At 66.3% G+C, this 23,570-nt stretch carries 22 protein-coding genes and 1 pseudogene; 10 read left to right on the top strand and 13 right to left on the bottom strand.

All coding sequences use genetic code 11. The annotated features are described in order from the left end of the window. Positions 1 to 23: 23 nt before the first annotated feature. Positions 24 to 1,664 carry an MBL fold metallo-hydrolase gene (locus U5L98_RS11465; protein ID WP_322558426.1) on the bottom strand — a complete coding sequence of 547 codons (1,641 nt, stop codon included), beginning with the start codon at positions 1,662 to 1,664 and terminating at the stop codon, positions 24 to 26. A 16-nt stretch (positions 1,665 to 1,680) separates the two neighbouring features. After that, positions 1,681 to 2,127: a PaaI family thioesterase gene (locus tag U5L98_RS11470; RefSeq protein WP_322558427.1), complete on the bottom strand. Its 447-nt coding sequence runs from the start codon at positions 2,125 to 2,127 to the stop codon at positions 1,681 to 1,683. 148 nt (positions 2,128 to 2,275) lie between these two features. Here U5L98_RS11470 and U5L98_RS11475 point away from each other — a divergent pair, with 148 nt between their 5' ends. Beyond that, positions 2,276 to 2,719: a RidA family protein gene (locus tag U5L98_RS11475; protein WP_322558428.1), complete on the top strand. Its 444-nt coding sequence runs from the start codon at positions 2,276 to 2,278 to the stop codon at positions 2,717 to 2,719. 4 nt (positions 2,720 to 2,723) lie between these two features. Here the strand turns inward: U5L98_RS11475 and U5L98_RS11480 are convergent, their stop codons facing one another. The 5 genes from U5L98_RS11480 to U5L98_RS11500 form a co-directional block, all read right to left on the bottom strand. After that, a complete protein-coding gene (locus tag U5L98_RS11480) occupies positions 2,724 to 3,110 on the bottom strand; it encodes a hypothetical protein (protein WP_322558429.1) in 387 nt (128 codons plus the stop codon). Next, entirely contained in the window at positions 3,104 to 4,195 is a 1,092-nt protein-coding gene (locus U5L98_RS11485) for a mechanosensitive ion channel family protein (RefSeq protein WP_322558430.1), read from the bottom strand. Before U5L98_RS11485 ends, U5L98_RS11480 begins: the two co-directional genes overlap by 7 nt. A 29-nt stretch (positions 4,196 to 4,224) precedes the next feature. Next, on the bottom strand, positions 4,225 to 4,476 hold the full coding sequence (locus U5L98_RS11490) for a hypothetical protein (protein WP_322558431.1): 252 nt from the start codon (positions 4,474 to 4,476) through the stop codon (positions 4,225 to 4,227). A 45-nt stretch (positions 4,477 to 4,521) separates the two neighbouring features. Continuing rightward, positions 4,522 to 5,586 (bottom strand): L,D-transpeptidase family protein, encoded by a 1,065-nt coding sequence (locus U5L98_RS11495; RefSeq protein ID WP_322558432.1) that lies wholly within the window; start codon positions 5,584 to 5,586, stop codon positions 4,522 to 4,524. 185 nt (positions 5,587 to 5,771) lie between these two features. Next, positions 5,772 to 6,128 carry a hypothetical protein gene (locus tag U5L98_RS11500; protein ID WP_322558433.1) on the bottom strand — a complete coding sequence of 119 codons (357 nt, stop codon included), beginning with the start codon at positions 6,126 to 6,128 and terminating at the stop codon, positions 5,772 to 5,774. Between the two features lie 151 nt (positions 6,129 to 6,279). On the opposite strand from U5L98_RS11500, the gene U5L98_RS11505 reads away from it, so the two are divergent. The 6 genes and pseudogenes from U5L98_RS11505 (at position 6,280) to U5L98_RS11530 (ending at position 12,841) form a co-directional block, all read left to right on the top strand. After that, complete coding sequence (locus tag U5L98_RS11505) at positions 6,280 to 7,434, top strand: ChaN family lipoprotein (RefSeq protein ID WP_322558434.1); 1,155 nt, start codon at positions 6,280 to 6,282, stop codon at positions 7,432 to 7,434. Beyond that, a complete protein-coding gene (locus U5L98_RS11510) occupies positions 7,431 to 9,404 on the top strand; it encodes a M1 family metallopeptidase (RefSeq protein WP_322558435.1) in 1,974 nt (657 codons plus the stop codon). The genes U5L98_RS11505 and U5L98_RS11510 overlap by 4 nt, the downstream gene beginning before the upstream one ends. Before the next feature lie 79 nt (positions 9,405 to 9,483). Further along, positions 9,484 to 9,891: a glutaredoxin gene (locus U5L98_RS11515; protein ID WP_322558436.1), complete on the top strand. Its 408-nt coding sequence runs from the start codon at positions 9,484 to 9,486 to the stop codon at positions 9,889 to 9,891. 270 nt (positions 9,892 to 10,161) lie between these two features. Next, a pseudogene (locus U5L98_RS11520) lies at positions 10,162 to 11,171 on the top strand (chloride channel protein); the annotation flags it as partial. 216 nt (positions 11,172 to 11,387) lie between these two features. Continuing rightward, positions 11,388 to 11,744 (top strand): CBS domain-containing protein, encoded by a 357-nt coding sequence (locus U5L98_RS11525; RefSeq protein WP_322558953.1) that lies wholly within the window; start codon positions 11,388 to 11,390, stop codon positions 11,742 to 11,744. Between the two features lie 20 nt (positions 11,745 to 11,764). After that, positions 11,765 to 12,841: an extracellular solute-binding protein gene (locus U5L98_RS11530; RefSeq protein WP_322558437.1), complete on the top strand. Its 1,077-nt coding sequence runs from the start codon at positions 11,765 to 11,767 to the stop codon at positions 12,839 to 12,841. Here the strand turns inward: U5L98_RS11530 and U5L98_RS11535 are convergent. From U5L98_RS11535 to U5L98_RS11545, 3 genes are all read right to left on the bottom strand, one after another. After that, positions 12,838 to 14,043 (bottom strand): methyltransferase, encoded by a 1,206-nt coding sequence (locus tag U5L98_RS11535; RefSeq protein WP_322558438.1) that lies wholly within the window; start codon positions 14,041 to 14,043, stop codon positions 12,838 to 12,840. The genes U5L98_RS11530 and U5L98_RS11535 overlap by 4 nt on opposite strands. A gap of 462 nt (positions 14,044 to 14,505) precedes the next feature. Then, on the bottom strand, positions 14,506 to 15,246 hold the full coding sequence (locus U5L98_RS11540) for a hypothetical protein (RefSeq protein ID WP_322558439.1): 741 nt from the start codon (positions 15,244 to 15,246) through the stop codon (positions 14,506 to 14,508). A gap of 114 nt (positions 15,247 to 15,360) precedes the next feature. Then, positions 15,361 to 15,642 (bottom strand): DUF503 domain-containing protein, encoded by a 282-nt coding sequence (locus tag U5L98_RS11545; RefSeq protein WP_322558440.1) that lies wholly within the window; start codon positions 15,640 to 15,642, stop codon positions 15,361 to 15,363. Positions 15,643 to 15,780: 138 nt separating this feature from the next. On the opposite strand from U5L98_RS11545, the gene U5L98_RS11550 reads away from it, so the two are divergent. The 3 genes from U5L98_RS11550 to U5L98_RS11560 all read left to right on the top strand — a co-directional run bounded on the left by U5L98_RS11550 (position 15,781) and on the right by U5L98_RS11560 (position 17,294). Then, entirely contained in the window at positions 15,781 to 16,446 is a 666-nt protein-coding gene (locus tag U5L98_RS11550) for a glutathione S-transferase family protein (RefSeq protein ID WP_322558441.1), read from the top strand. 87 nt (positions 16,447 to 16,533) lie between these two features. Then, complete coding sequence (locus U5L98_RS11555) at positions 16,534 to 16,923, top strand: gamma-glutamylcyclotransferase family protein (protein WP_322558442.1); 390 nt, start codon at positions 16,534 to 16,536, stop codon at positions 16,921 to 16,923. Next, positions 16,908 to 17,294, top strand: a complete 387-nt coding sequence (locus tag U5L98_RS11560) for a hypothetical protein (protein ID WP_322558443.1) — start codon at positions 16,908 to 16,910, stop codon at positions 17,292 to 17,294. Before U5L98_RS11555 ends, U5L98_RS11560 begins: the two co-directional genes overlap by 16 nt. Positions 17,295 to 17,421: 127 nt before the next feature. Here the strand turns inward: U5L98_RS11560 and lpdA are convergent, their stop codons facing one another. Genes lpdA through aceE form a run of 3 tightly spaced genes read right to left on the bottom strand, consistent with a single transcriptional unit; the run spans position 17,422 to position 23,524 of the window. Then, a complete protein-coding gene (gene lpdA / locus U5L98_RS11565) occupies positions 17,422 to 19,527 on the bottom strand; it encodes a dihydrolipoyl dehydrogenase (protein ID WP_416208240.1) in 2,106 nt (701 codons plus the stop codon). 14 nt (positions 19,528 to 19,541) lie between these two features. Next, the gene (aceF, locus tag U5L98_RS11575; protein ID WP_322558444.1) at positions 19,542 to 20,843 is read right to left on the bottom strand and encodes a dihydrolipoyllysine-residue acetyltransferase; all 1,302 of its coding nucleotides are present in this window, start codon (positions 20,841 to 20,843) and stop codon (positions 19,542 to 19,544) included. Positions 20,844 to 20,860: 17 nt separating this feature from the next. Next, entirely contained in the window at positions 20,861 to 23,524 is a 2,664-nt protein-coding gene (gene aceE / locus U5L98_RS11580) for a pyruvate dehydrogenase (acetyl-transferring), homodimeric type (RefSeq protein WP_322558445.1), read from the bottom strand. Positions 23,525 to 23,570: the final 46 nt, after the last annotated feature.

Here is a 23,570-nt window from a genome sequence, read left to right on the forward strand (position 1 = left end):
GGCCACCCGAGCGTGAGCGGCTCTCAGTCCTCCCGGAAGACCCACTGCCCCGCCTGCTGCTTGACGCGCCCCTCGCCCTCGAGCTTGAGCAGATGGGCCAGCGCCGAGCGCGCCGCCACCCCCAGCTTGCCCTCGGGCACGTCATCGTAGGCGTGGCGCGTCAGCGCCTCCAGGCTCGCCGGCCCGTGGCGCGCCAGGGCCCGGAGCACCTTGTGTTCCCGGGCCAGGCGATGGGTGACCAGGAAGTCGATGGCGGCGTGGCCTTCGCCGATCAGGAAACCGTGGCCCGGGGCGATGGTGTCGAAGGGTTCATCTCCGAGGGCGTGCAAGGCAGCCACATAGGCGGCCATGTCGCCGTCCGGCGGGTTGATCACCACCGTGGAACCCTGCATCACCTGATCACCGGCGAACAGCAGCCGCGCAGGCTCCAGCAGGTAGCAGAGGTGGTTGGAGGCGTGCCCGGGCGTATGCAGTACCTTCAGCATGCCCGCAGGCGTTGCGAGACGCTCGCCGTGGCGGGGCCGGTCGTCCGGCACGAAACCGGCGTCCTGGCTGGCACCGAGCGGAGGCGGCAGACCCACCAGCCGAGCGCCGGTGCGCGCCTTGAGCCAGGCCGCTCCAGGCGAGTGGTCGATATGGGTGTGGGTCACCAGCACCCGGGAAATCCTTCCGCCGGCCAGTTCAAGCAAGCGTTGCAGATGCGCCGGCTGCTCGGGGCCAGGGTCGATCACCAGGTGATCGTCGCCGTCGCCCAGCAGGTAGCTGTTGGTGCCGGGGCCGGTCATCGCCCCCGGATTGGGCGCGGTCACCCGGCTCACCCCCGGCGCCAGTTCGACCGCCCTGCCGGGCTCGATCTCAGCGCTGGCCGTGCCCTGCCGTTGCGGGTCCAGGCGGCGCACCTCCGCATAGGCCGGGGCATCCGGCTCCACCTGCCAGGCGGCCCCGCCCTTCCGGGCCGGCCAGGGGCGGCTGGGATGGTGGGTCGGCGGGTTGGCATGGGCGTAGCGCAGCAGCGCCTCGGCGGTGGAGAAGTCGGCGAGCAGACGCAGGGTGCGCAGGGTAGGATAGCCCAGCGAAAGACGGCCCTGGCGGTGGTCCGAAAGCACCCGGGCGGGTGTGCGCCAGAGATGATCGATGGTCTCGCTGCCGTCATGCGACGCCTGCTGGTCCGAAGGCGCCAGGGCCACGAAGAAGCGCGTATCGAAGCGCCGCGGTGCGCCACGGGGCGTGACCCAGTGACCCAGGTAGGCCAGCCGGTCCAGCGGCAGCCCGAGGCCGTAGCGCTCGCACAGCGCGCGGAAGCTCGTTTCCTCGCGCCGCAGGGACTCGCGCCCCTCGCTCAGCACCGGATGGTCCGCTGGCGGCAGGTGCCCCTGGCCATCCACGGCCAGCAGCAGGCCCGCCTCCTCGAAGCACTCGCGCAGGGCCGCAATCATGTAATCGGCTCCCCCCTCGTCGAGGCTCAGGGTCTGGCTGATGGCGGCATCATCGCGGCCAGAGGCAAAGGCTCGAACATCCGGGTCCTGCGGGTCCACAGCCCCACCGGGAAACACGAAGTAGCCGGGCAGGAAGGCCGCCTGCCAGGTGCGCTGCAGCAGCAAGACCTCCAGCCCTCGTCGCTGTCGCGCACCAGGGCAAGAGTCGCGGCAGGGCGTATCTCGCACTTTCGCTCGTCGGCCATCAGCGCGGCTTGACCACGGCCAGGGTTACCGAGGCCTTGGCCACCAGCGTCTCGGCGCCCGGGCCGCCGAAGACCTCGGATTCAACGACGGTCAAGGTTCGTCCGGGCTTCAGCACCCGTCCCACGCAGCGCAACTCCGGCCCGCTGGCCGAGCGTAGCAGGCTGATCCTGAATTCGGCGGTGAGCACGATCGCTCCCTCGGGGATCAGCGTGGCGCCCGCGGCGCCGGCGGTGTGGTCGGCGATGGAGGCCTGCACGCCGGCATGCACGAAGCCGTCCTGCTGCTGGTGGTCCTCGCGCACCGCCAGGCGCGTCACACATAGCCCAGGAGCGATCTCGTCAGACTCGAGGCCCAGCGCCCGGATGAAGGGTGATGCCTTGAGAATGCGTTCCACCTCGGTTCGGTAGTCGGCATGGGCGGGTACGAAGTCTGATGCGGGCGCCATGGGGCCTCCTGGGCGGGAAAAGGATCGGTCAACAGCAATACCACACCGGCGGCGAGGGGCACAGCCTCCTGGAAGCCGGCGCGTTGAGGCGATGGCTCTGACACCAGCTAGACTCAGGAAGTGTCAGCACCTCAGACAGGGAACCCCCATGCCGAAATACCACAACGATGCCACCCTGCCCATCCCGCTCTTTCCCGGCAGCCATATGGTGATCGACGACGACTACGTCTTTCTATCGGGGCTGACTGCCGAGGATATCCAGGGCGGCGAAACCATTCTTGGCAACATAGCGGAGGAGACCCGCCTGGTGATGCGAAGCATCCAGCGCATGCTGGTCTCCGCCGGTTGCGGCATGTCCGACGTGGTGCGCGTCGACGTGCACATCACCAACCTCGAGCTGATCCGCGACATGGACGCCGCCTATGCGGAGTTCTTCGACTCGAGACGCTATCCGGCGCGCACCTGCACCCAGTCACCCCGCCTCTACGGCTCTGCCCATGTCGAGATCACGGTGATGGCGCGCCGTCCTGCCGAGGCCGAAAACGAGGAGAGAGAGGAGGACTCGGACTCCGAGGATTCCTCCGACACCTGAACGTCTACTCCGACGATGGCCGTTCGCCATCGGGCGGTGACGTTTCGTCGATATCCTGCACAGTCGCCGATCGCGTGATGTGTCGGTGTGCCACGTTGTCGCCCCGGGCAATGTCGTGATGGCTGAGCGCCACCACCTCCCTGGGCCACCACTCGGGGTGCTGGTCGCCGATGAAGGCCAGCAGCTTCTCGCGGACCTTCGCCTCCGCTTCCCAGGCACCTACGGCCTCAGGGCCCATCAGATAGAAGGAGACCTCCTGGGTGGCCTCATGCTGGCCGGTGACGAAACAAGCCAGTTTATGATGATCGATGACCTGCTCCTCGGCCATCGCGAACTCCTTGAACTTCTCTCTCAAGGTCGCCACATCGGCGCTCAGATGAAGCGTTAGCACGATGGTTCGATAGAGCTTGGCATGCTTCGCGGAGAGATTCTGGTAGGCTTCGAGACGAAGTACTTCGCCGGTACGATCAGGCGCCGCTCGTCCCAGGTCCTCAGACGAATGAAGGTATAATCGATGGCTTCCACGTAACTCCACTGGTCCTCGAAGACCACCAGGTCACCGATGCGGATCGTCTTGGTCAGAGAGACCTGAAAAGAGGCCAGGATATTGCCGAGCAAGGCCTGGCCTGCGACCCCCACCAGCACCGTGAGGACACTGGCCGAGGCCAGCAGCGTCATGCCAAGAGTCTCGAAGAGGCTGACCTGGGCGATCACGAAAGCGGCTACGCCCACCACGGTGACCAGGATCACCGCACGACGCAGTGCGTAGAGGGTGGTCAGCAGCTTGCGCTCGTCGCGGTGCTTGGTGTCGTCGATCTCGCCCACGAGCCGCCGTGTCATCCGGATCAGCAGGGTATCCACAAGCCGCACCGCTATCAGGCCGATGCCCCAGGCCATGATGATGATCAGAAGCGCCCGCAGGGTGGAGGTTGAGCGCCAGAAGGAGACCACGTAGTCGAGCAGCCACTGCGCCAGCAGCGTCAAGGAGACGAGAGCCAATGGCAGCTGAATCATCTGGGCAAAGATGCTGAATAAGCCTGAGGGGAGTAGGCGAGCCATCAGGCCAACCAGTGTATGGATACCCCACCCCACCACCCCAGCAATTAATAGGAAGGCCGGGATGGCGACCCACTCCCAGAGCTTCAACATGCCGAAGGAGCCCTGGAAGCGCTCAGGGATATGACCCTCGAGCCAGGAGGGGCCATATGCCTCGTAGAGCCTGGGGATCGCGCTGATTGTCTCCGGTCCGATCAGCCAGACGGGGTCTTGCTCCCCTGCCCGGTAACGGGCAACGCGCAGCAGATCGTTCTGCCCATCGGCCTCGAGGGTGGCCAGCTCCACGTTGCGCCGCGTCTGGCCGGCGCGGGGGTTCTGGCCTGAAGCGTCCTCGACCATGGCATCCTTGCGCGCGGAAATGCCGGAGACACTGAACCACTGTCCCCGCTGAAAGACGGCGGCAAGCTGCCTGGCCAGCATGGCGCCTTGCTCGGCCTGCTCCTCTAGGGTCAGACCGTTGAGGTTAAGGTGATCGGCCGCGACCGAATCAGTCCTCCTGTTCGGTCAGTTCCAGGAAGCTGCGCACCGCGTCCCGCGGGTTCGCGGCGTGCAACCTCATCGGGCGGCTCGCCAAGACCGGCATTCACCGCATCAACGGTGTACCAATTTTTTTCCTCGTCCTGCTCCTGCTCCTGGGCCACGCCGAGGATGGAGACGGCCATCAACACCACGAGCAGAAACCATGCAAGGGAGGTCTTCATGCGAGTCCTTCCTGTGTTGTCGTGAACTCCCTGTTCCGTTGCTCGTCACCCCTCCTGGTGGGTTTCCAGCTGGCCGTGCCAGGGCCGCATGGCCAAGATCTCGTCGAACCACTGCAGCGGCTCGGATTCGATGGCGTCATCCGGCCGTGGCGCCAGCGCAACCGGCTGCCAGCTGCTGGACTCCAGAGACTCGCGCAGCCGGGCATAGTCCACTGGGATGTCGATCGCGGCCTTATCCGCCTGCAGCTGGCTCAGTGCCTCCAGCAGGTCACCCATGCCGTTTTCCTGCTCATCCAAGGGCTTGAAGGACTGCACGTAGAGACGCTCACCTTCACGGCCCACCTTCACCGGCATGTCGATGATGTTGACACGCTCGCCGACCTGAATGCGCGAGAAGAGCGCCTCGATGGTCTCCGGCATCATGCGAATGCAGCCGCGGCTGGCGCGCATGCCGATGCCGTCCGGACGGTTGGTGCCATGGATCAGGTAGCCCGGGATGTCGAGCATGATGGCGTGCTGACCCAAGGGGTTATCCGGCCCGGGCGGCACCACTTCGGGCGGCGGTTCACCGTTTTCCCGGGCTTCCTGGCGGACCGACGCGGGCGGATACCAGGCCGGGTCCTTGAGCTTCATGGTGGTCTGGGTCACGCCCAGCGGGGTATCGAACCCCTCCCGGCCGATACCTATGGGATAGGTTTCCACCCGAGGCGTTTCACCTTCCGCAATGTCCGGATAATAGTAGAGGCGCAGTTCGGGCAGGTTGATCACCATCCCCTCGCGGCGCTCGGGCGGCAGGATGTAAAGCGCCGGGATCTCTACCTCGGTGCCCGGCTCGGGCGCCCAAAGGCTGACGTTCGGGTTGGCGTTACGAATCTCCTCGTAGCCGACGTTATGCTCACGGGCGATATCGAGCAGCGTCTGACCCTGCTGCGTCTCGACGTGATAGACCTCACCCACCATGTTGCCCGATTCAGGCAGCGGATAGTGGCCGCGGGGCCACTCCTCCTCGGCCATGGCCGCCGCCGACGGGCCCAACAGCGCAAGGGACAGGACCAGGGGTCGGCAGCGCCTGGCCAGGGAGAAAATCGCGGAAGCGTTCATGGGGGTCATGACTCGACGTCGTTTCGGGGAAGGGGTCATTTCAAGAACAGTGTTTCACGGCGTCCGAGCTCCAGCAACCGGCAAACAAGCCAAGCCCGTGGCCCGTGGCGGGAAGAGAAGCGACCGCCCATAGTCGGTAGCACAAGAGTTGGCTCGGGCATGCCATCGCCTTCGACAAGCGCCCGCAAAAGGCATCACTCGCCCTTCAGTCGCTCGACGTTCTCGAGTGTCAGCCGCCGCCCCTCGGTGGTCGAGAAACGGAAGTGGCCCTCGACCCGCACGGCCTCGCCCAGGTGAGGAGCGATCCGTTCGTGAGGGAATATCTCGACCCGGTTGAGGTCTTCGTCCTCGATCCAGTAGTGCAGCGGATCCTCGAAGTGACGCACCACGCCCCGGGTGGCGACCCGGCTGTCGTCATGAGCCTCGGGGTTGTTCACCAGCACCGGCAGAGGCACCTCGGAGACAGGCGCCTCTCCGCCACAACCTACGAGCAGCAAGGCGACTAGCAATGTCGCCCCCAGGCGGCCGGCGCTTATCCGGCGTTGTTCCATCACGATTCTCCCGCTGGTCGATGGTCGTCCGCCATGGAGGACCCCGGCGCCAGTATCGCCGAAGCGTCACTGCGCCGTCATCGCTGCGGCGCTTTTCGTCCACGGAGGTCCGGGGTAATGTGGGTCAACGTCCATCCACCGAGAGTCGCCGATGACGCGATCCCGATCCTTCCCCGTCCGTTCCCTGTGCTTCTGTGCCGCCCTGGCCTGGCTGGCCCCGCTCTCCGCCCTGGCCGATAACTGTCCCGCTCCCGGCCAGTGGCAGGTTGCCGAGGGAGAGTCGCTGACCACCGCCGGCCTAATGGCCGAGTTTGCCGAAACAGATGTAGTGCTGCTCGGTGAGCAGCATGACCGCCTCGATCACCATCGCTGGCAGTTGCACACCCTGGCCGCCCTGCATGCCCATCGTCCGGAGATGGTGATCGGCCTGGAGATGCTGCCCCGCGAGGCCCAGCCTGCACTGGACGCCTGGGTGGCCGGCGAGCTCGATGAGGGGGCCTTCCTCGAGCAGAGCGACTGGCATCGGGCCTGGGGCTTCGATCCCGACCTCTACCTGCCGATCCTGCACTTCGCGCGCATGCAGCGCATTCCGCTGCTGGCGCTCAACGTTACCCCCGAACTGCGCGGACGCCTGGCCACCGAGGGCTGGGAGGCAGTGCCAGAGCAGGAACGCTTCGGCCTCACGCCGCCGGCCCCGGCACGCCCCGCCTACCGCGAGTCTCTGCAAGCAATCTACACCCAGCATGTCGACCGTGACGACGACCCGGCGGATCTCGAGCGCTTCATCGCGGCGCAGCTGGTCTGGGATCGCGCCATGGCCACGGCCCTGGTGGATGCCGCCGCGAACGGCAACCTGGTGGCGGGACTGATGGGCGAGGGCCACCTCGCCAACGGCGACGGCGTGCCTTACCAGCTCTACGATCTGGGCCTGCGTGATCACCGTAGCCTGCTGCCCTGGGCGCCAGGACCCGACTGCCAACCTCCCCTCGAGCAGGCGGATGCCCTTTATGTGCTGGGTGACGAGTCCGCCTTTCAGCTATCGGACCCACCGCGCCTGGGCGTGCTGATCGGCGAGCAAGCAGACGGCGTGCGCATCGAAGGCATTGCGCCCGGCAGCGTGGCCGAGTCCGCCGGCCTCGCGACGGGCGATGTCATTGTGTCCGCCGCCGGCCTGCCGATGACGGAACCCACCGATCTCACCGCCGTGGTCAGTCGCCAGGCCCCTGGCACCCTGCTGCCGCTGGAGATCCGTCGCGACGGTGAGCGGCAGGACATGCTGGTCCGCTTCCCGGTCGACTCACCATGAACCGCCCTGCCCAGCGGCGGTCGAGTTGGCTGCTCGCCCTGCTCTGGCTCTCGGTCGCGGGACTCGCCTGGAGAGTCGCGGAAGCGGATCCCGCCACCCGCACCCTGATCATTCGGCTCGACCCGGCCACACGCGATCTTCAGGGCGAACTGCGCCAGGTACTGCCGACGGGGGGAAGCTTTCGCCTTCTTGAGGGCCTGTCGGTGACCTCCGCCCGGCGCGGCGACGAGGTTATCGCGGTCGCCCGGGATGCCGAGGGGCACTGGCGGATATCACCGGGCGGCAATTCTGGCGACGGCGAGGTCCCCGTGATCCTTCGCTGGCGGGGCACCCTGCCCGAGGCCGGCGAGCGCGACCGCCATCGCGTGGCCGTCGGCGGGACCCTGTTGCCGAATCACGCTGGCTGGTACCCGCACCTGGGCGACGCGGCGGGGCCCCTGTGGCTGACGGTCAAGGTGCCGGAAGGACAGCGCGCCGTGGGCAGCGGCTCGCTTTTGGAGGAGCGATGGGTCGAGGGCGATTATCAGGCCCGCTTTCACCACCCTCGCACTCGCGAAGTGGAAATCGCCGCAGGACCCTGGAAGCTGCGCGAACGCGAGGTCGAAGGCGTCAGGTTGCGAACCCTTTTTCCTGATGACCTGGACACCGCCTTTGCCGAAACCTATCTGGAACGAACCGCCGCGCACCTCTCCCTCTTCCAGGCCCGACTGGGTCGGCTGCCCTATTCGAGTTTCGCCGTCGCCGCCTCGCCCGCGCCGGTGGGCCTCGCCTTTGCGGGTTTCACTTTGCTCGGCGAGCGCGTCATCCCGTTGCCCTTTATCCCCCACACCTCGCTGCCCCATGAACTGATGCACGCCTGGTGGGGTGCCGGAGTGAAGGTCGACTACTCGCGCGGCAACTGGTCCGAGGCCCTCACCACCTACCTGGCCGACCACGCCCTGGCGGAGCAGCGGGGCGAAGCCGAGACGATGCGCCGCCGCTGGCTGGTCGATCTGGCCGCCCTGCCCCCCGGCCAGGAATCTGCCCTGGTGGCGTTCCGCGGGACCCCCGACCCCGCCGGCCGTCTCATCGGCTACCAGCACGGTGCCCTGCTCTTCCACATGCTGCGCCAGCGTATCGGCGACGAGGCCTTCGATCGCGGCCTGCGCCACCTGGCCGATACGTGGATGCACCGCACTGCCGACTGGTCGGCGCTGATCGACGCCTTCAGCGAGGCCGCCGGGGAGCCCCAGGGGCCCTTTCTCGATCCCTGGCTCACTCGTCCGGGCCGCCCTTCCTTACACCTGGAAGCGGTCAGGGTAGAAGCCGGTGAGCGCGGCGACAGGCTCGTTGGCGAGCTGGTCCAGCGCGGCCGTCATGCCCCCTGGCCGCTGGTCGTGCCGCTGGTCGTGCAAACCGAGGATGGCCCCGTCCGCCTCACCCGGCGGATGGAGGGCGAGCGACAGTCGTTCGAGGTGCCCTTGGCATCGCCTCCCCTGGCCCTTGAAGTGGACCCCGAGGCCGACCTGCTGCGTCATCCTGGCGCGACGCCGTCCATCCTACGCCAGCTGACGCTGGACCCGACCACCCGGATACTGGCCCTGGATGACGCCTACCACCCCTTGGCCAAACGGGTGTTGGGGCACGAGGCCAACACGTTCAGCGCATCCGACGACCTCAAGGCCGAGGAGATCGAACCACTGCTGGTGATCGGCACCACCACGGCTGTTCAAGAGTGGCGCCAGGCCAACGACCTGCCCGCACCGTCGCAGCTGCAAGAAACAGCGGGACAGGCGCGTTTCTGGATGGTGCCCGGACGTCCGATCGGCCTGCTCAGCGGCGACGACGCCAATGCCCTGGCCCGTCTCGCCACCTCGCTTCGCCATCACGGCCAGCGCAGCTACGTGGTGCAGGGGCCCGACGGCCGAACCACACAGGCAGGTACCTGGACGGTCGAGGAAAACCCGCTAAGAATCACCTTCACCCGCTGACGGGATGGCACCGCAGCGTCCGGGCAGGCATCATGGTCGCCCCTGGTTCATCCATCATCCGCGAGGTTCATCACTGCCGATGAGAATCCTGATTCGCACCTTCTTTCGCGGCCTGCGCCTGGTACTGGCGCCGGTCATGCTGATCTCCGAGAAACTCTCCACCCCTCAGGCCATCGAGCGCAGCCCTGAAGAACAGGCCCGGGTCGACGAAGCGTGCCGCAACCTGGCGCTCTACCAGTTCCGCACCTGCCCGTTCTGCATCAAGGTGCGCAAGGAAATCGCCCGCCTGGGGCTGAACATCGAGCTGCGCGACGCCCAGCTCGATCCCGAGCACCGCCGTGAACTCGCCGAAGGCGGCGGCCGCGTCAAGGTGCCCTGCCTGAAGATCGTCCATGACGACGGCACCACCGAGTGGCTCTACGAGTCCGACGATATCAACGCCTGGCTGCACCGCCGCTTCGGCAAAGCCGAGGCCCAGGCCGCCTGAAGCGACGCACCACGGGGCGCACGAGGCACGGCCAGCAGACAGTTTACGGCGGCACTTGCCCTGTGCAGGCTGGCCACCTACACATTGAGGATGGATTTCCTTCCAGAACGCATCGCTTCCGGCCGCGGTCCGCTGTCCGTCGTCCGCTTCCTGGGCCTGGTGCTCCTGGGAGCCATCGTCGGCGCCGTCGCCGCCCTGCTCGCCGTGGCCTTCGTCAGCGCGGTGCTGGCCCTCAATGACCTGCTGCTGATCTCGCCGCGCAGCCGCATGATGTTCGACCATCCTGGGCTGTTACTGGCCGCCACGATCGCGGTGCCAGCGCTGGGTGGCCTGTTGGTCGGCCTGCTGCACCTCAAGATCCCCGAGCAGCGTCCCCATACCCCGGCCGACGTGATCGCCGCGGTTCAGACCCGCCACGGCCGGCTGCCTGCACGGGCCGGGGGGCTCTCGGCACTGAGCGCTCTGGTCTCGCTGGGGTCCGGGGCCTCAGTGGGCCAGTACGGTCCCCTGGTCCATCTCGGCGCCACCCTGGGCTCGCTGGTCGCCCGACTGCTGCGCCTGGGGCGCTCCGACGACAACATCACCATCGCCTGCGGGGTGGCCGCGGCCATCGCCACCGCCTTCAACGCTCCTCTGGCGGGCATCGTCTTCGCCCATGAGGTGGTACTGCGCCATTACGCACTACGCGCCTTCGCCCCGGTGGCCGCGGCCGCCCTGGTCGGCTATGTGATCGCCACCAACGTGCTCGACCGCGGCGCCCTCTTCCACGTCGCCGACACCGCCGTACCCCTCCCCTGGGAGTTCGTGGCCTTCCTCGCCATCGGCGGCCTGGGGGCCCTGGTCGCCGGGGCCTACATGCACACCTTCCTGGTGGTCACGCGCCTGGCCAAATCACTGCCGCTGGCCGCACCGCTGCGCCCCGCTATGGCCGGCGCCCTGTTGGGCCTCACCGCGCTGTGGATTCCCGACATCCTCGGCATCGGCCAGGAGACCCTGCGCTTCGCCACCATTGCCGGCGCCTTCGGCAGTGCCGAGCTGCTGCTGGTACTGGTGCTCAAGATCGCCGCCACGGGCTCTGCCTGGGCATGGGCTTCAGCGGCGGGGTGTTCAGCCCGGCGCTGGTCATCGGCACCCTGTTCGGTGCGCTCTGCGGCAGCCTGGTCGGCCAGCTCAGCGGCGCGCCCCAGGAGACCTTCGTGTTCTATGCCGTGTGCGGCATGGTGGCGGTGACCTCTCCGGTGATCGGCGCCCCCCTGACCAGTCTGCTGATCGTCTTCGAACTGACCGGCAGCTATGCGCTGACTACCGCCGCCCTGGCCAGTGTGACCCTGGCCAGCCCCATCGCCGCCCAGCTCTTCGGCCGCTCGCTGTTCGACATTCAACTCGAGCGCCGCGGCCTGGACCTTTCCGCCGGGCGCGGACGTGCCGTGCTGCGCACCACGCCCGTGACCGAGTACCTGAGCGAGGACTGCGTGACCCTGCATCCGGAGACGCCCGTGGCCGAGGCGGTGACCACCCTGTGCCAGGCCCGGCATGGCGAGGGGTACCTGGTCGATGACCAGGGGCGCTACCGAGGCTGCGTGAGCCTGGCCGACCTTGAGGCCGCGCGCGAGTCGGCGAGCGGGCCGGCGCGGGTCGGAGAAGTGGCGACACTGGCACGGCCGGTGTTGCAGCCGGACACCTCGCTATGGGACGCCATGGCCAAGTTGCAGGACGTCACCGGCGAGGCCCTGCCGGTGGTCGACGCCGCCGCGGACGACGCCTTCCGGGGCGTGGTCTTCGAGTCGAGCATTACCCGCGCCTACCTGGCACACGGCGATGAACTGAGACGGGAGGAACATGGCACGGGATAAGCGTAAGGCGGCTGGCGAGCATGGTGTGGCTGGCGCTGTTCGCGACCGCGCCCGGCCAGGCAGACGACGGCGTTCTCAGCGTACTGAGCTGGGGCGGGGCCTACGAGCGCGCCCAGCAGGCTGCCCTGTTCGCGCCCTATACCGCCGCCACCGGCACGCGCATCGAGGTGGCACAATACGATGGGGGGCTGGAGGACCTGCGCCGAGCCGTGGAGGAGGGCGAGGTGCCCTGGGACCTGATCGACATGACCCGCAGCGAGGCGATGGTTGCCTGTGCGGAGGGGTTACTCGAACCGCTCTCGCCTGCCCTGCTCGCGCCAGCCCCGGACGGCACGCCACCCGAGCAGGACTTCGTGCCCGACGCCTTCGGGCGCTGTGCCATCACCCACAGCATCTTCGCTACCGTGGTCGCCTATCGCCGTGATGCCTTCCCCGGCACGCGTCCCGACGGCATCGAGGACCTCTTCGACCAGCAGCGTTTCCCGGGGCCTCGGGCGCTGCAGCGTACCCCGGCGGTCAACCTGGAATGGGCGCTGCTCTCCTATCGCGTGCCTCACGAGGAGCTCTATGGCTTGCTGAGCACCCGGCGCGGCCTCGACCTGGCGCTGGAACGCCTTGACGACCTGGAGGATATCCGCTGGTGGGAGGCCGGCGACACCCCGCCGCGGCTGCTGTCCGAGGGCGAGGTGGTGATGGCCTCGGGCTACAACGGGCGCTTCTTCGATGCCATGGTCAACCGCGGGGTGCCCATCGAGATTCTCTGGGACGGTCAGGTCCAGGAACACGAGACCTGGGCGATCCCTCGCGGTGCTCCGCATCCCGAGGCGGCCCGCGACTTCCTGCGCTTCGCCACTACCACCGAGCGCCTCGCCGACCTGGCAAGGCATATCCCCTATGGCCCGGCCCGTCGCTCGGCGGCCGTACGCGTCACCACCCACCCCGACAGTGGCGTGGATATGCGCCTGCACATCCCCACCCATCCGCTGAATGCCGAACGGGCCCTGACCAAGGACGAGGCCTGGTACGCCCAGACCCTGGGGCGCATCCAGGACTACTTCCAGGCCTGGCTGGCAAAACGTGGGGATGAGGGACGTTAGCCACGCGAAGCGCGCAACAGCAGGTTACGCGGCGTCAGCGCGCGGTCGCAGAAGGTGCCGAGTTCGACCCTGAAGCCCGCCTCCTCGAGGCGCCGCTGGCGGTCCAGCACCAGCCACACCTCCAGCGGGCGACGGAAGAGGTGGCGGACCAGCTCGAAACGGGTGACCTCGGCCTGGCGTTGTTGACCTTCTTGCTCGAAGGCGCCCCAGTCGACGCCTGCCGGTAGTGATAGCCCCTTGCGTTCGGCCGCCCAGCGGCAGAACCCGGCGAAGCTGTCAGGCATTCGGCCATAGGCGAGGCTCGGCACCGGCAGGTAGGTATCCAGGCCCCGTACCTGGCGCTGCAGGGCATCGAAGCCCAGCCGCCAGGCATTGGCGCGCTCACGATGGCGGCGCACATGGCGCGGGGCCGTTACGGTCTCCTGCACCGCCATGGCCAGGTCCTCGCGGGAGAGCGACAAGCCGTGTTCGGCGACCAGCTCGCGCCCGAGTCGCGAGAAGGGGCGATAGTGCGTCTCGATGGTGCGGTGATAGCAGCAGGGCGCCAGGGTCACGGCGTTGCCCTGCTCGGCGGCCAGCTCGATCAGCCGCCCGTGCAGATCGCCGCAGGCATGCAGGGCCGCCACCCGGGTATCCGCCGCGAGCCAGCGGGCGGCGTCGGGGGCCAGCACGTCCTGCTGAGCCAGCCGCACCCGGGCGCCCTGCCGCTCGGCCAACGCCTGGCCGTCCCGGCATAGCGCGGCCTGCCACTCCAGGCCGGTGACCTCGCGATCGAGATGGCGAGCCAGGGTCCGGGCCAGGTGGCCCTTGCCCGCGCACCACTCCAGCAGCGAGGCTTCCGGCTTCGCTGCCACCCGGGGTACGAAAGCCGCGATCTGCTGCCACTTGCGCCCGCCCACGTGCTCGGCCCAGTGCGTTGGTAGGTCCGGCCCCTCGGCGGGCAGCTCGGGGAGCTCGACCAGGGCCGCCAGTTCCGCCACCGGCAGCCACTCGGCCAGGGGAAAATCGGTGGAAGGATCGGCCTGCAGTCGCGCGCATTCGGCGTCATCGAGTGAGCGCAGCCTGTCGGCGAGCTCGGGATAGGCCTCAGCCCAGGGGAGCCGGCGATGCTGGAACGGCATGGGCCGCCACAGCGGCTGCCACTCGGCCAGCAGATCGGTCAGCCGCGCGAAGCGTTCGGCATGGGAGAGGGATTCGGGCATGGCGTATCAATCTCGGCACAAGGGCGCATTGTAGGGACTCCGCAGTTGGCTTGCATGGCCAGGCGCCAGGCGGACCTGGCTCGGCTACGCGAAACGGGCCTGGAGGCCCTGCCCTACCGCGGCGCCTATGTCTGCTCCGTCTGCTCCAAGTTAGCCCTAGGGGGGCTGACCGAGACACCCTGCGTATGGAGCGCACGGTCCGGCGTTCCGGCTTGCTGCGCGATGGCACCGACAGGCGATCCGGAGCTGGTGCCCATTATCGGGGAGACCTTCGGCCTCCAATCGCGACATGAATGTCGCTCCCACAAGTAGGCTTGGTGCCCATTGCCGGGCGGGGCTCCTGTCGCTGTGCATTTCTCACCGTGCATCACTTGCCAGGCATTGCCTGCCTAGTGCCTCACCCTGCACGTCCATCGGGCAGCGCTGAACCTGCCAACGCCGTTGCCGAGGCTCTGAGGGGGCTCAGACCGAAGCAAGCGGTCCCAGCAACGCTTCCGCCAGGTCTTCCGGGAGGCTGAAGCCGCCCAATAGCTTGAGCCCGGCCCACAGGGTCACCTGGTTGGCGGTCAGCAATTCCCGGCCGGTCTCGCGGCTCAGGGCCTCACGCAGGAACAGCGAATTGACCGCCGTATCGGGCACCAGCAGTGGCCGCGAGGCATCGGGATAGCGGGCGCAGAAGCGACGCACCTCCGCGCACAGGTCGGCCCGATGGGAATCGGCGGCATAGGGGCAGTCCAGCGCCTTGTCGTTGACCACGCTGACGCCGCCCTCCCGCAAGAAGCTCACCAGCCGCAGGGTCACGTCGTCGGGGTAGGGACTGAGAAGATCCACCCGGGTATGACCCAGGGCAGCCAGCGCCTCGTGGAAGGCCAGCGCCGTACTGGTGACAGGCACGCCCAGCCGGGACGCCAGGGCCGCACTCTGTTCACGGGCCCAATCGAGCCCACCGATGAAGCTGGCACTGGTGCAGGCCCATACCACAGCCTCGGCACCGCCCTGCTCCACCAGCGTCCTGCCCACCGGGGCCAACCGCTCCGCGTCGCCCAGCGCCAGCAGCGCACCCAACGCATGGTGGCCATCGCTTTGCACCTTGCCCACCCGGATCCTCGACAGCCCGGCCACCTCGTCGCCGAGGGAATACCACTCGTAGTCATCCGGTCCGTCGTCGGGCAGCAGGATGCCCAGGCAGGATTCTTGCGACATGCGATGATCTCCCGGTCTGGCGTTGCACAAATGAATGTTGCCCGAGGGGTCAGGACGTTTCCTCAGGCTATCGCAGGTGCCCCGGCGGATGGCAATAGCCCGAGGGCGTCACGCTCAGAGGAATTCCCGGGTGGCATCCAGCACTCGGCCGTCTACCGTGCGCTGCAGCTTGTCCTCGATCTCGCTGCACAGCGACGTCACCTCCCGCGATGCGCTGCCCACCACCACGAAGGTCCACTCGCTGGCATCGTGGCGGTCGAGATCGCCGCTTTCGCAGACCGCAACCGACGGATAGCGTCCGAAACGCTCGTGCAGGCCACCCATGCGCTGGCGCTTCTCCTTCAACGAGCCACAGCCCGGCAGGGCAATCTTGAGGGTAAGGACAGCGATATGCATGGAGGGCTCCTCTGGCCTTCAAGGGTATCTCCCAGGGTGGCAGCTGGTGCACCCAACGCCTACCCAGGCTGAAGGCAGCATAGTAGCCTTTCCCCATCGCCTGCCCCGACAGGGATCAAGATTACCTCAGGAGACCCCATGATCCGTCTTCACCACTGCGTCAGCGCCCGCTCCTTCCGCCCCCTCTGGATGCTCGAGGAACTGGGGCTGCCCTATGAGCTGATCCTGCACGACTTCCCGCCGCGCGTGCACGACGACGCCTTTCTGGCAATCAACCCGCTGGGTACGGTACCCGCCCTCCTCGACGGCGAGGTATGCATGACCGAGTCGGCGGCGATCTGCCAGTATCTCGCCGCCCGCCACCCCGAGGCTGGCCTGGACGTAGCCAGTCAGGATTCCGCCTATGGCGACTACCTCAACTTTCTGCACTTCGGCGAATCGACCCTGACCTTCCCGCAGACCCTGGTGCTGCGCTACGGCCACTTCGAATCCCCGGAACGCCGACAGCCCCAGGTGGTGGAGGACTACAGCCGCTGGTTCCTTTCCCGGCTGCGGACCCTGGAGCCACGCCTGGAGGCACGGCACTGGCTCTGCGCCGAACGCTTCACCGCCGCCGATGTCTCGGTGGGCTATGCGCTGTTGCTGGCCAGTCACCTGGGGCTGGACGAGCGCTTCAAGCCGAACGTAAGCGACTACTGGGCACGCCTCCAGAAACGCGAGGCCTTCCAGCGGGCCCTGAAGGCCCAGCATGACGCCGCCGTGGCTCAGGGCGTCTCACCGGCGACTGCCATGACGCAAGGCTGAGCCGGGTTGACGACGGCATAGCATCGGGCCAGGCGGCGGGGGTATGCTCTCCACAGCCAGATAACCGCGCTCTGGAGCATTTACGCCATGCATACTCCCGCCCTCGCCGTTACCCGTACGCCACTGGTCGCCGTCTACGGCACCCTGAAGCGCGGGCTGCGCAACCACCACTGGCTGGAAGGCGCCGACTTCCTGGGCGCGGACGTACTCACCTCGGCCACGCTCTATGATCTCGGACCCTATCCCGCCGCCAAGCCCGAGACCTCCCAGGGTATCGTGGTGGAGGTATTCGAGGTCAGCGCCCGGCTACTGGCCGACCTGGATCGGCTGGAAGACTACCGGGTGCGGACACCGAAGCATGGCGACTACGAACGCGTCATCCATACCACCGCCTTCGGTCCCGCCTGGCTCTACCTCTACAACCACGCGGTGGCCGGCTGCCCGGTGATCCGCAAAGGAGCATGGCAGCCGCGCTAGCCCGTGGTATAAGAATCCCCATCGGCAATGTCACCAAGGAGACGGCCATGGTCCGCTTCATCTTTTACCTCGCCCTGCTGGCCGGCCTGGCCTATGGCGGGCTCTACTTCTATTACGGTGTGGAGATCAAGCGTGCCCTCGAACATCGCCTCGATGACCTGGGCCTCACCGCCGTGGAGGTGAAGAGCATCGACTTCCCCCCTATGGCACCCGTGACCAACGACGCCCAGATCAGTGCCGAGGTGAGCTATGGCGGTGCCGAAGCGAGCCTCGACATCCGTGTGATCGGCCACCCGCTGTTCTCCGAGGAAACCCGCCTCGAGCTCGACAGCCTGCAGACCTTCCGACTGACCATCGGCGCCGGCAAGTGACCAACTGCTCGGATCAGCGCATGGGGGATTAGCCAGGATCGTCCTCGAGTGAAACGCCTCCCCTGTTTGACAACCAGTTTGATGGACAGGGGAGGCGAAGTGGCATCAGCGGCCCATGGATTTCAACCTACCGCTTCTTCTGCGGCGGAAGATCGGTACAGACGCCTTCGAAGAGTTCGGCAGCCATGCCGACCGACTCACCCAAGGTCGGATGCGGGTGGATGGTCTTGCCGATGTCGGCCGGGTCACAGCCCATCTCGACGGCCAGGCAAAGTTCGCTGATCAGATCCCCCGCCTGGGTACCGACAATGGCGCCGCCGATGATGCGATGGGTCTGCTCGTCGAACAGCAGCTTGGTGAAGCCCTCGTCGCGTCCGTTGGCGATGGCACGGCCGGACGCGGCCCAAGGGAACACCGCCTTGCCGTACTTGATGCCTTCCGCCTTGCACTGATCCTCGGTCTTGCCAGCCCAGGCGACTTCCGGGTCGGTGTAGGCCACCGAGGGAATCTGGCGGGCGTCGAAGAAGCTCTTCTGCCCGGCGGCGGCCTCGGCGGCCACATGCGCCTCGTGCACGGCCTTGTGGGCCAGCATCGGCTGACCGATGATGTCGCCGATGGCGAAGATGTGCCCGACGTTGGTGCGCAGCTGCTTGTCGGTGGCGATGAAACCGCGTTCGTCGACCGCCACGCCGGCCTTGTCGGCATCGATCTTCTTGCCGTTCGGCGTGCGCCCGACCGATTGCAGGATCATGTCGTAGACCTGCGGTTCTGCCGGCGCATTATCGCCCTCGAAGCTGACTTTGAGGCCGTCCTCCCCGGCTTCCACGGCGGTGGTCTTGGTTTTGAGCATCACATTGTCGAAGCGCGGCATGTTGACCTTCTCCCAGACCTTGACCAGGTCACGGTCGGCGCCGGCCATCAGTCCGTCGAGCATCTCGACCACCTCGATGCGGGTACCCAGAGAAGCGTAGACGGTGGCCATCTCCAGGCCGATGATGCCGCCACCGATGACCAGCATGCGCTTGGGGATGGACCTGAGTTCCAAGGCGCCGGTAGAGTCGACGATTCTGGGATCATCGGGAAGGAAAGGCAGTTTCACCGACTGCGAACCGGCAGCGATGATGCACTTGTCGAACTTCACCACCTGCTTGTCGCCGGTCTGCTCCTGGCCGTCGCCGCTGGTCAGGGCGACTTCGAGATGATGTGGGTCGAGGAACTTGCCGACCCCGCGCACGTTCTGGACCTTGCGTGCCTTGGCCATGCCGGCCAGCCCGCCGGTGAGCTTGCCGACGACCTTTTCCTTCCAGCCGCGCAGCTTGTCGAGATCGATCTCCGGCTTGCCGAAAGTGACGCCATGATCGGCCATGGCACCGGCCTCTTCGGTGACCGAAGCGACATGCAGCAGCGCCTTGGAGGGGATGCAGCCGACGTTCAGGCACACACCGCCGAGGGTGGCATAGCGCTCCACCAGCACGGTCTTCATACCCAGATCAGCGGAACGGAAGGCGGCCGAGTAGCCGCCCGGCCCGGAGCCGAGCACCAGCATCTCGCACTCGATGTCGGCGCCACCGGTATAGGTCTCCCCCGCAGGCGCGGGCGCGGTCGCCGCCTTCTTCCCCGCTCCTTGTGCGGGAGCGGGCTGGGAGGCGGAGGATTGGCCTTCGGCTTGCAGCATCAGGATCGACGAGCCTTTCGAGACCTTGTCGCCGACCGCCACCAGCACCTCGGCGACCTTGCCGGACTTGGGCGCGGGCACGTCCATCGAGGCCTTGTCGGACTCCACGGTGATCAGCGGGTCCTCGGCACGAATCGAGTCTCCGGCTCGCACCAGCACCTCGATGATGGGTACATCGCTGAAATCGCCGATATCGGGTACCCGAATCTCCTCCAGGCTGCCGCCACCATAACCACCACCGGCATCGCCGGGCGCCGCCGAGCCGACCCCGGGTTCATGGACCGCCGGATTCGGGTCGTGGTCCGCCACTCGGGAATTGGTCTCGGCGGGCTCCAGCAACATGATGATCGAGCCTTCGGAGACCTTGTCACCCTCCTTGACCTTGAGTTCACCGACCGTCCCCGACATCGGGGACGGCACATCCATGGAGGCCTTGTCGGTTTCCAGGGTGATCAGCGGGGTTTCGATATCGATCGCATCGCCCGGGTTGACCAGCACCTCGATGATCTCGACATCATTGAAGTCACCGATGTCGGGAACCTTGATTTCAATTGCCATGGTGTCGTTTCCCCTTACATGATGATGCGCCGCATATCGGCGAGCAGGTTGGCGAAATGCACGTTGAAGCGTGCTGCGGCGGCGCCGTCGATCACACGGTGATCCCATGACAGCGACAGGGGCAGCACGAAGCGCCAGTCTGACTGCTTGCCGTCCGGCGAGATCTGCTTCCAGTAGGAGCGACACACGCCCATGATGGCCACTTCGGGGGCGTTGATGATGGGCGTGAAATAGATGCCCCCGATGCCGCCGAGCGAGGAGATGGTGAAACAGCCGCCCTGCATCTGGTCGGGCTTGAGCTTGCCGTCACGAGCCAGCTTGGCCAGCGCGCCCATTTCCTGGGCGATCTCGACCACGCCTTTCTGGTCCGCATCGCGGATCACCGGCACCACCAGGCCGTTGGGCGTGTCGGCGGCGAAACCGATATGGTAGTAGTGCTTGTAGATCAGGTTGTCGCCATCCAGCGAGGCGTTGAACTCCGGGAACTGCTTCAAGGAGGCGACCGCGGCCTTGATCATGAACGCCAGCATACTGACCTTGATGCCCGCCTTCTCGTTGGCCTTGTTGAACTGCACCCGGAATTCTTCCAGGTCGGTGATGTCGGCCTCGTCGTGGTTGGTGACGTGGGGAATCTGCACCCAGTTGCGATGCAGGTTGGCGCCGGAGATCTTCTTGATGCGCGACAGCGGCTTGGTCTCCACCGGGCCGAACTTGCTGAAATCGACCTTGGGCCAGGGCAGCAGATCCAGGCCCCCGCCGCCGGCTGGAGCGCCACCTGCCGCAGCCGCCGGAGCGCCGGCCGCCGCGGGAGCACCGCCCTTGGCGAAGGCCTGGATGTCCTCATTGGTGACCCGGCCCTTGAGGCCGGTCGGCGGCACCCGGGGCAGGTCCACCTCCAGTTCACGGGCCAGGCGGCGAGCCGAGGGGCTGGCATGCACCCGGCTGAAATCCGCGATCTGGCCGGTCGGCGGTGCCGCGGAAGGCGCTGGGGTAGGCGCAGAGGGAGCCGCCGCCGGCTGTTGGGGAGACTGCTTTTCTTCTCCAGCGGGAGCCGCGGGTGAAGGAGAAGACGCTTCGCCTTCCGCCTCCAGCATCAGGAGGGTAGAACCCTCGGAAACCTTGTCGCCGAGCTGAACCTTGACCTCCTTGACGGTGCCGGCCTTGGGCGCGGGCACGTCCATCGAGGCCTTGTCGGACTCCACGGTGATCAGCGGGTCCTCGGCCTGGATGCTGTCACCGGGCTGGACATGGATTTCGATGATCGGGACATCGGTGAAGTCGCCGATGTCCGGTACCTTGATTTCTTGAATGGCCACTGTTGTTCTCCTCCGGCTCAGGCGTACAGGGGGTTGGGCTTTTCGGCATCGATGCCGTACTTGGCGATGGCATCCCGGACCTTGTCGCTCTCGAGCTTGCCTTCGTCGACCAGTGCCTGCAGCGCGGCCAGGGTGACGTAATAACGATCCACCTCGAAGTGACGGCGCAGGCCCTCGCGGCTATCGGAGCGGCCGAAGCCGTCGGTGCCCAGTACCTCATATCGCCGTGGCACGAAGGATCGAATCTGGTCGGCGAACAACCGGATATAGTCGGTGGAGGCGATAACCGGTCCCTCTGTGCCTTCCAGGCACTCTTCGACATAGCTCTTGCGCGGTGTGTCGCCGGGATGCAGTCGATTCCAGCGTTTGACCGCGTGGCCGTCGCGGGCCAGTTCATTGAAGCTCGGGCAACTCCAGACGTCGGCCACCACGCCCCAGTCGTCGCGCAGTAGATCCACCGCGGCGATCACCTCGTTGAGGATGCTGCCACAGCCCAGCAACTGCACCCGAGGCCCCTCGCCCTCGGCCTTGCTGAACGAATACATGCCCTTGATGATGCCCTCTTCGGCACCTTCGGGGAGCGCCGGATGGTGGTAGTTCTCGTTCAGGGTGGTGATGTAGTAGAAGACGTTTTCCTGATCCTGGTACATGCGTTTGAGGCCATCACGCACGATCACCGCCACCTCGTAGTGGAAGGTGGGGTCATAGGCCATGCAGTTGGGGATGAACTGGGCGAACACTTGACTGTGGCCGTCCTGGTGCTGCAACCCTTCGCCGTTCAGGGGAGTGCGCCCCGAGGTGCCGCCGATCAGGAAACCCCGCGCCAGCATATCGCCGGCCGCCCAGGCCAGGTCGCCCACGCGCTGGAAGCCGAACATCGAGTAGTAGACATAGAAGGGGATCATGGTGACCCCGTGGTTGCTATAGGAGGTGGAGGCGGCGATCCACGACGACATGGCACCGTCCTCGTTGATGCCTTCCTGGAGGATCTGGCCCTTCTGATCCTCCCGGTAGGGCATGATGTCCTCGGCGTCCATGGGCACGTACTTCTGCCCTTCGGGCGCATAGATACCGATCTGCCGGAACATGCCCTCCATGCCGAAGGTGCGTGACTCGTCGCAGACGATCGGGGTCAGCCGTGGCCCCAGGGTCTTGTCTCGGGCCAGGGAGACCATGCAGCGCACCAGGGCCATGGTGGTGGACATGGTGCGCTCACCGGTGTCTCCCAGCACCTGCTTGAACATGTCCAGGGGGGGTGCCTCGAGCATATCGCCGTTGCGCTGGCGCTGAGGCAGGTAGCCCCCTAATGCCTTGCGCCGTTCGTGCAGGAACTGCATCTCGGCGCTGTCCTCGGGGGGCTTGAAGAAGGCCGCCTTGGTGACCTGTTCGTCAGTGAAGGGCAGGTCGAAGCGATTGTGGAAGTACCTGAGGTGATCCTCGCCCAGCTTCTTCTTCTGGTGGGTGATGTTCTGGCCTTCACCGCCCTCACCCATGCCGTAGCCCTTGACGGTCTTCATCAGCAGCACGGAGGGCTTGTCGGTGGTGTTGACCGCCGCGTGATAGGCCGCGTAGACCTTCTGCGGGTCGTGACCACCACGCACCAGCTTGTAATAGATGTCGTCGTCCGACATGTGGGCGACCATTTCCTTGAGTTCCGGGTACTTGCCGAAGAAATGCTCGCGAATGTAGCCGCCACCCTTGACCTTGAAGTTCTGATACTCGCCGTCGACGCACTCCTCCATGCGCTTGCGCAACAGCCCCTTGGTGTCCTTGGCCAGTAACTCGTCCCAACCCGACCCCCAGAGGCACTTGATGACGTTCCACCCCGCGCCGCGGAAGTTGCCTTCCAGTTCCTGGACGATCTTGCTGTTGCCCCGCACCGGGCCATCCAGGCGCTGGAGGTTGCAGTTGATCACGAAGATTAGATTATCCAGTTTCTCGCGGGTGGCCAGGGAGATGGCACCCTGAGACTGGGGCTCGTCCATCTCGCCATCGCCCAGGAAGGCCCAGACCTTACGCCCCTCGGTGTCGGCCAGCCCCCGGTTATGGAGATATTTCATGAACCGCGCCTGGTAGATCGCCATGATCGGCCCCAGACCCATGGAGACAGTGGAGACCTGCCAGAAGTCCGGCATCAGATAGGGGTGGGGATAGGAAGAGATCCCCTTGCCATCCACTTCCAGACGGAAGTTCTCCAACTGCTCCTCGGTGAGCCGGCCCTCCAGAAACGCCCGTGCGTAGATACCCGGGGCGCAGTGGCCCTGCACATAGATGATGTCCCCGCAATGGTCTTCGCTGGGGGCATGCCAGAAATGGTTGAAACCCACCTCGTACATCACCGCCGAGGACGCGTAGCTGGCGATATGCCCGCCGGGCTCGGCGGGCTTCTTGTTGGCGCGCACCACCATGGCCATGGCGTTCCAGCGCAGGTAGGCGGTCAGCCGCTGGAGCAAGGCCTCATCGCCAGGCAGTTTGGCTTCCTTGTGGGGCGGTATGCTGTTCACGTAGGGCGTGCGTGTCGTGTCCGGCGCCTCGGCACCGGTCCGGAAGGCTTCTTCCACCGCCTTGTGCAGCAGGTAGGTCGCCCGTTCTGGACCCACCCGCTCCACTACCACGTCGACGGCTTCCTGCCACTCCCGGGTTTCCAGTGGATCGAAGTCGTTGTAGTTTTCGAATGCCATGGATCGTCTCTCTTGGTTGGGTCGGAATTGTTCTAGTTATCGATCG

This window comes from Halomonas sp. (assembly GCF_034520545.1).
Taxonomy (GTDB): domain Bacteria; phylum Pseudomonadota; class Gammaproteobacteria; order Pseudomonadales; family Halomonadaceae; genus Halomonas.

Coding starts and splice junctions, on each gene's coding strand:
- U5L98_RS11510 (WP_322558435.1), top strand. CDS start 7,431: ATGAACCGCCCTGCCCAGCGGCGGTCGAGTTGGCTGCTCGCCCTGCTC.
- U5L98_RS11550 (WP_322558441.1), top strand. CDS start 15,781: ATGATCCGTCTTCACCACTGCGTCAGCGCCCGCTCCTTCCGCCCCCTC.
- U5L98_RS11560 (WP_322558443.1), top strand. CDS start 16,908: ATGGCAGCCGCGCTAGCCCGTGGTATAAGAATCCCCATCGGCAATGTC.
- U5L98_RS11495 (WP_322558432.1), bottom strand. CDS start 5,586: ATGACCCCCATGAACGCTTCCGCGATTTTCTCCCTGGCCAGGCGCTGC.
- U5L98_RS11475 (WP_322558428.1), top strand. CDS start 2,276: ATGCCGAAATACCACAACGATGCCACCCTGCCCATCCCGCTCTTTCCC.
- U5L98_RS11505 (WP_322558434.1), top strand. CDS start 6,280: ATGACGCGATCCCGATCCTTCCCCGTCCGTTCCCTGTGCTTCTGTGCC.
- U5L98_RS11540 (WP_322558439.1), bottom strand. CDS start 15,246: ATGTCGCAAGAATCCTGCCTGGGCATCCTGCTGCCCGACGACGGACCG.
- U5L98_RS11535 (WP_322558438.1), bottom strand. CDS start 14,043: ATGCCCGAATCCCTCTCCCATGCCGAACGCTTCGCGCGGCTGACCGAT.
- U5L98_RS11530 (WP_322558437.1), top strand. CDS start 11,765: ATGGTGTGGCTGGCGCTGTTCGCGACCGCGCCCGGCCAGGCAGACGAC.
- aceE (WP_322558445.1), bottom strand. CDS start 23,524: ATGGCATTCGAAAACTACAACGACTTCGATCCACTGGAAACCCGGGAG.
- U5L98_RS11485 (WP_322558430.1), bottom strand. CDS start 4,195: ATGCTGGCCAGGCAGCTTGCCGCCGTCTTTCAGCGGGGACAGTGGTTC.
- U5L98_RS11490 (WP_322558431.1), bottom strand. CDS start 4,476: ATGAAGACCTCCCTTGCATGGTTTCTGCTCGTGGTGTTGATGGCCGTC.
- U5L98_RS11515 (WP_322558436.1), top strand. CDS start 9,484: ATGAGAATCCTGATTCGCACCTTCTTTCGCGGCCTGCGCCTGGTACTG.
- U5L98_RS11500 (WP_322558433.1), bottom strand. CDS start 6,128: ATGGAACAACGCCGGATAAGCGCCGGCCGCCTGGGGGCGACATTGCTA.
- U5L98_RS11470 (WP_322558427.1), bottom strand. CDS start 2,127: ATGGCGCCCGCATCAGACTTCGTACCCGCCCATGCCGACTACCGAACC.
- U5L98_RS11545 (WP_322558440.1), bottom strand. CDS start 15,642: ATGCATATCGCTGTCCTTACCCTCAAGATTGCCCTGCCGGGCTGTGGC.
- U5L98_RS11555 (WP_322558442.1), top strand. CDS start 16,534: ATGCATACTCCCGCCCTCGCCGTTACCCGTACGCCACTGGTCGCCGTC.
- lpdA (WP_416208240.1), bottom strand. CDS start 19,527: ATGGCAATTGAAATCAAGGTTCCCGACATCGGTGACTTCAATGATGTC.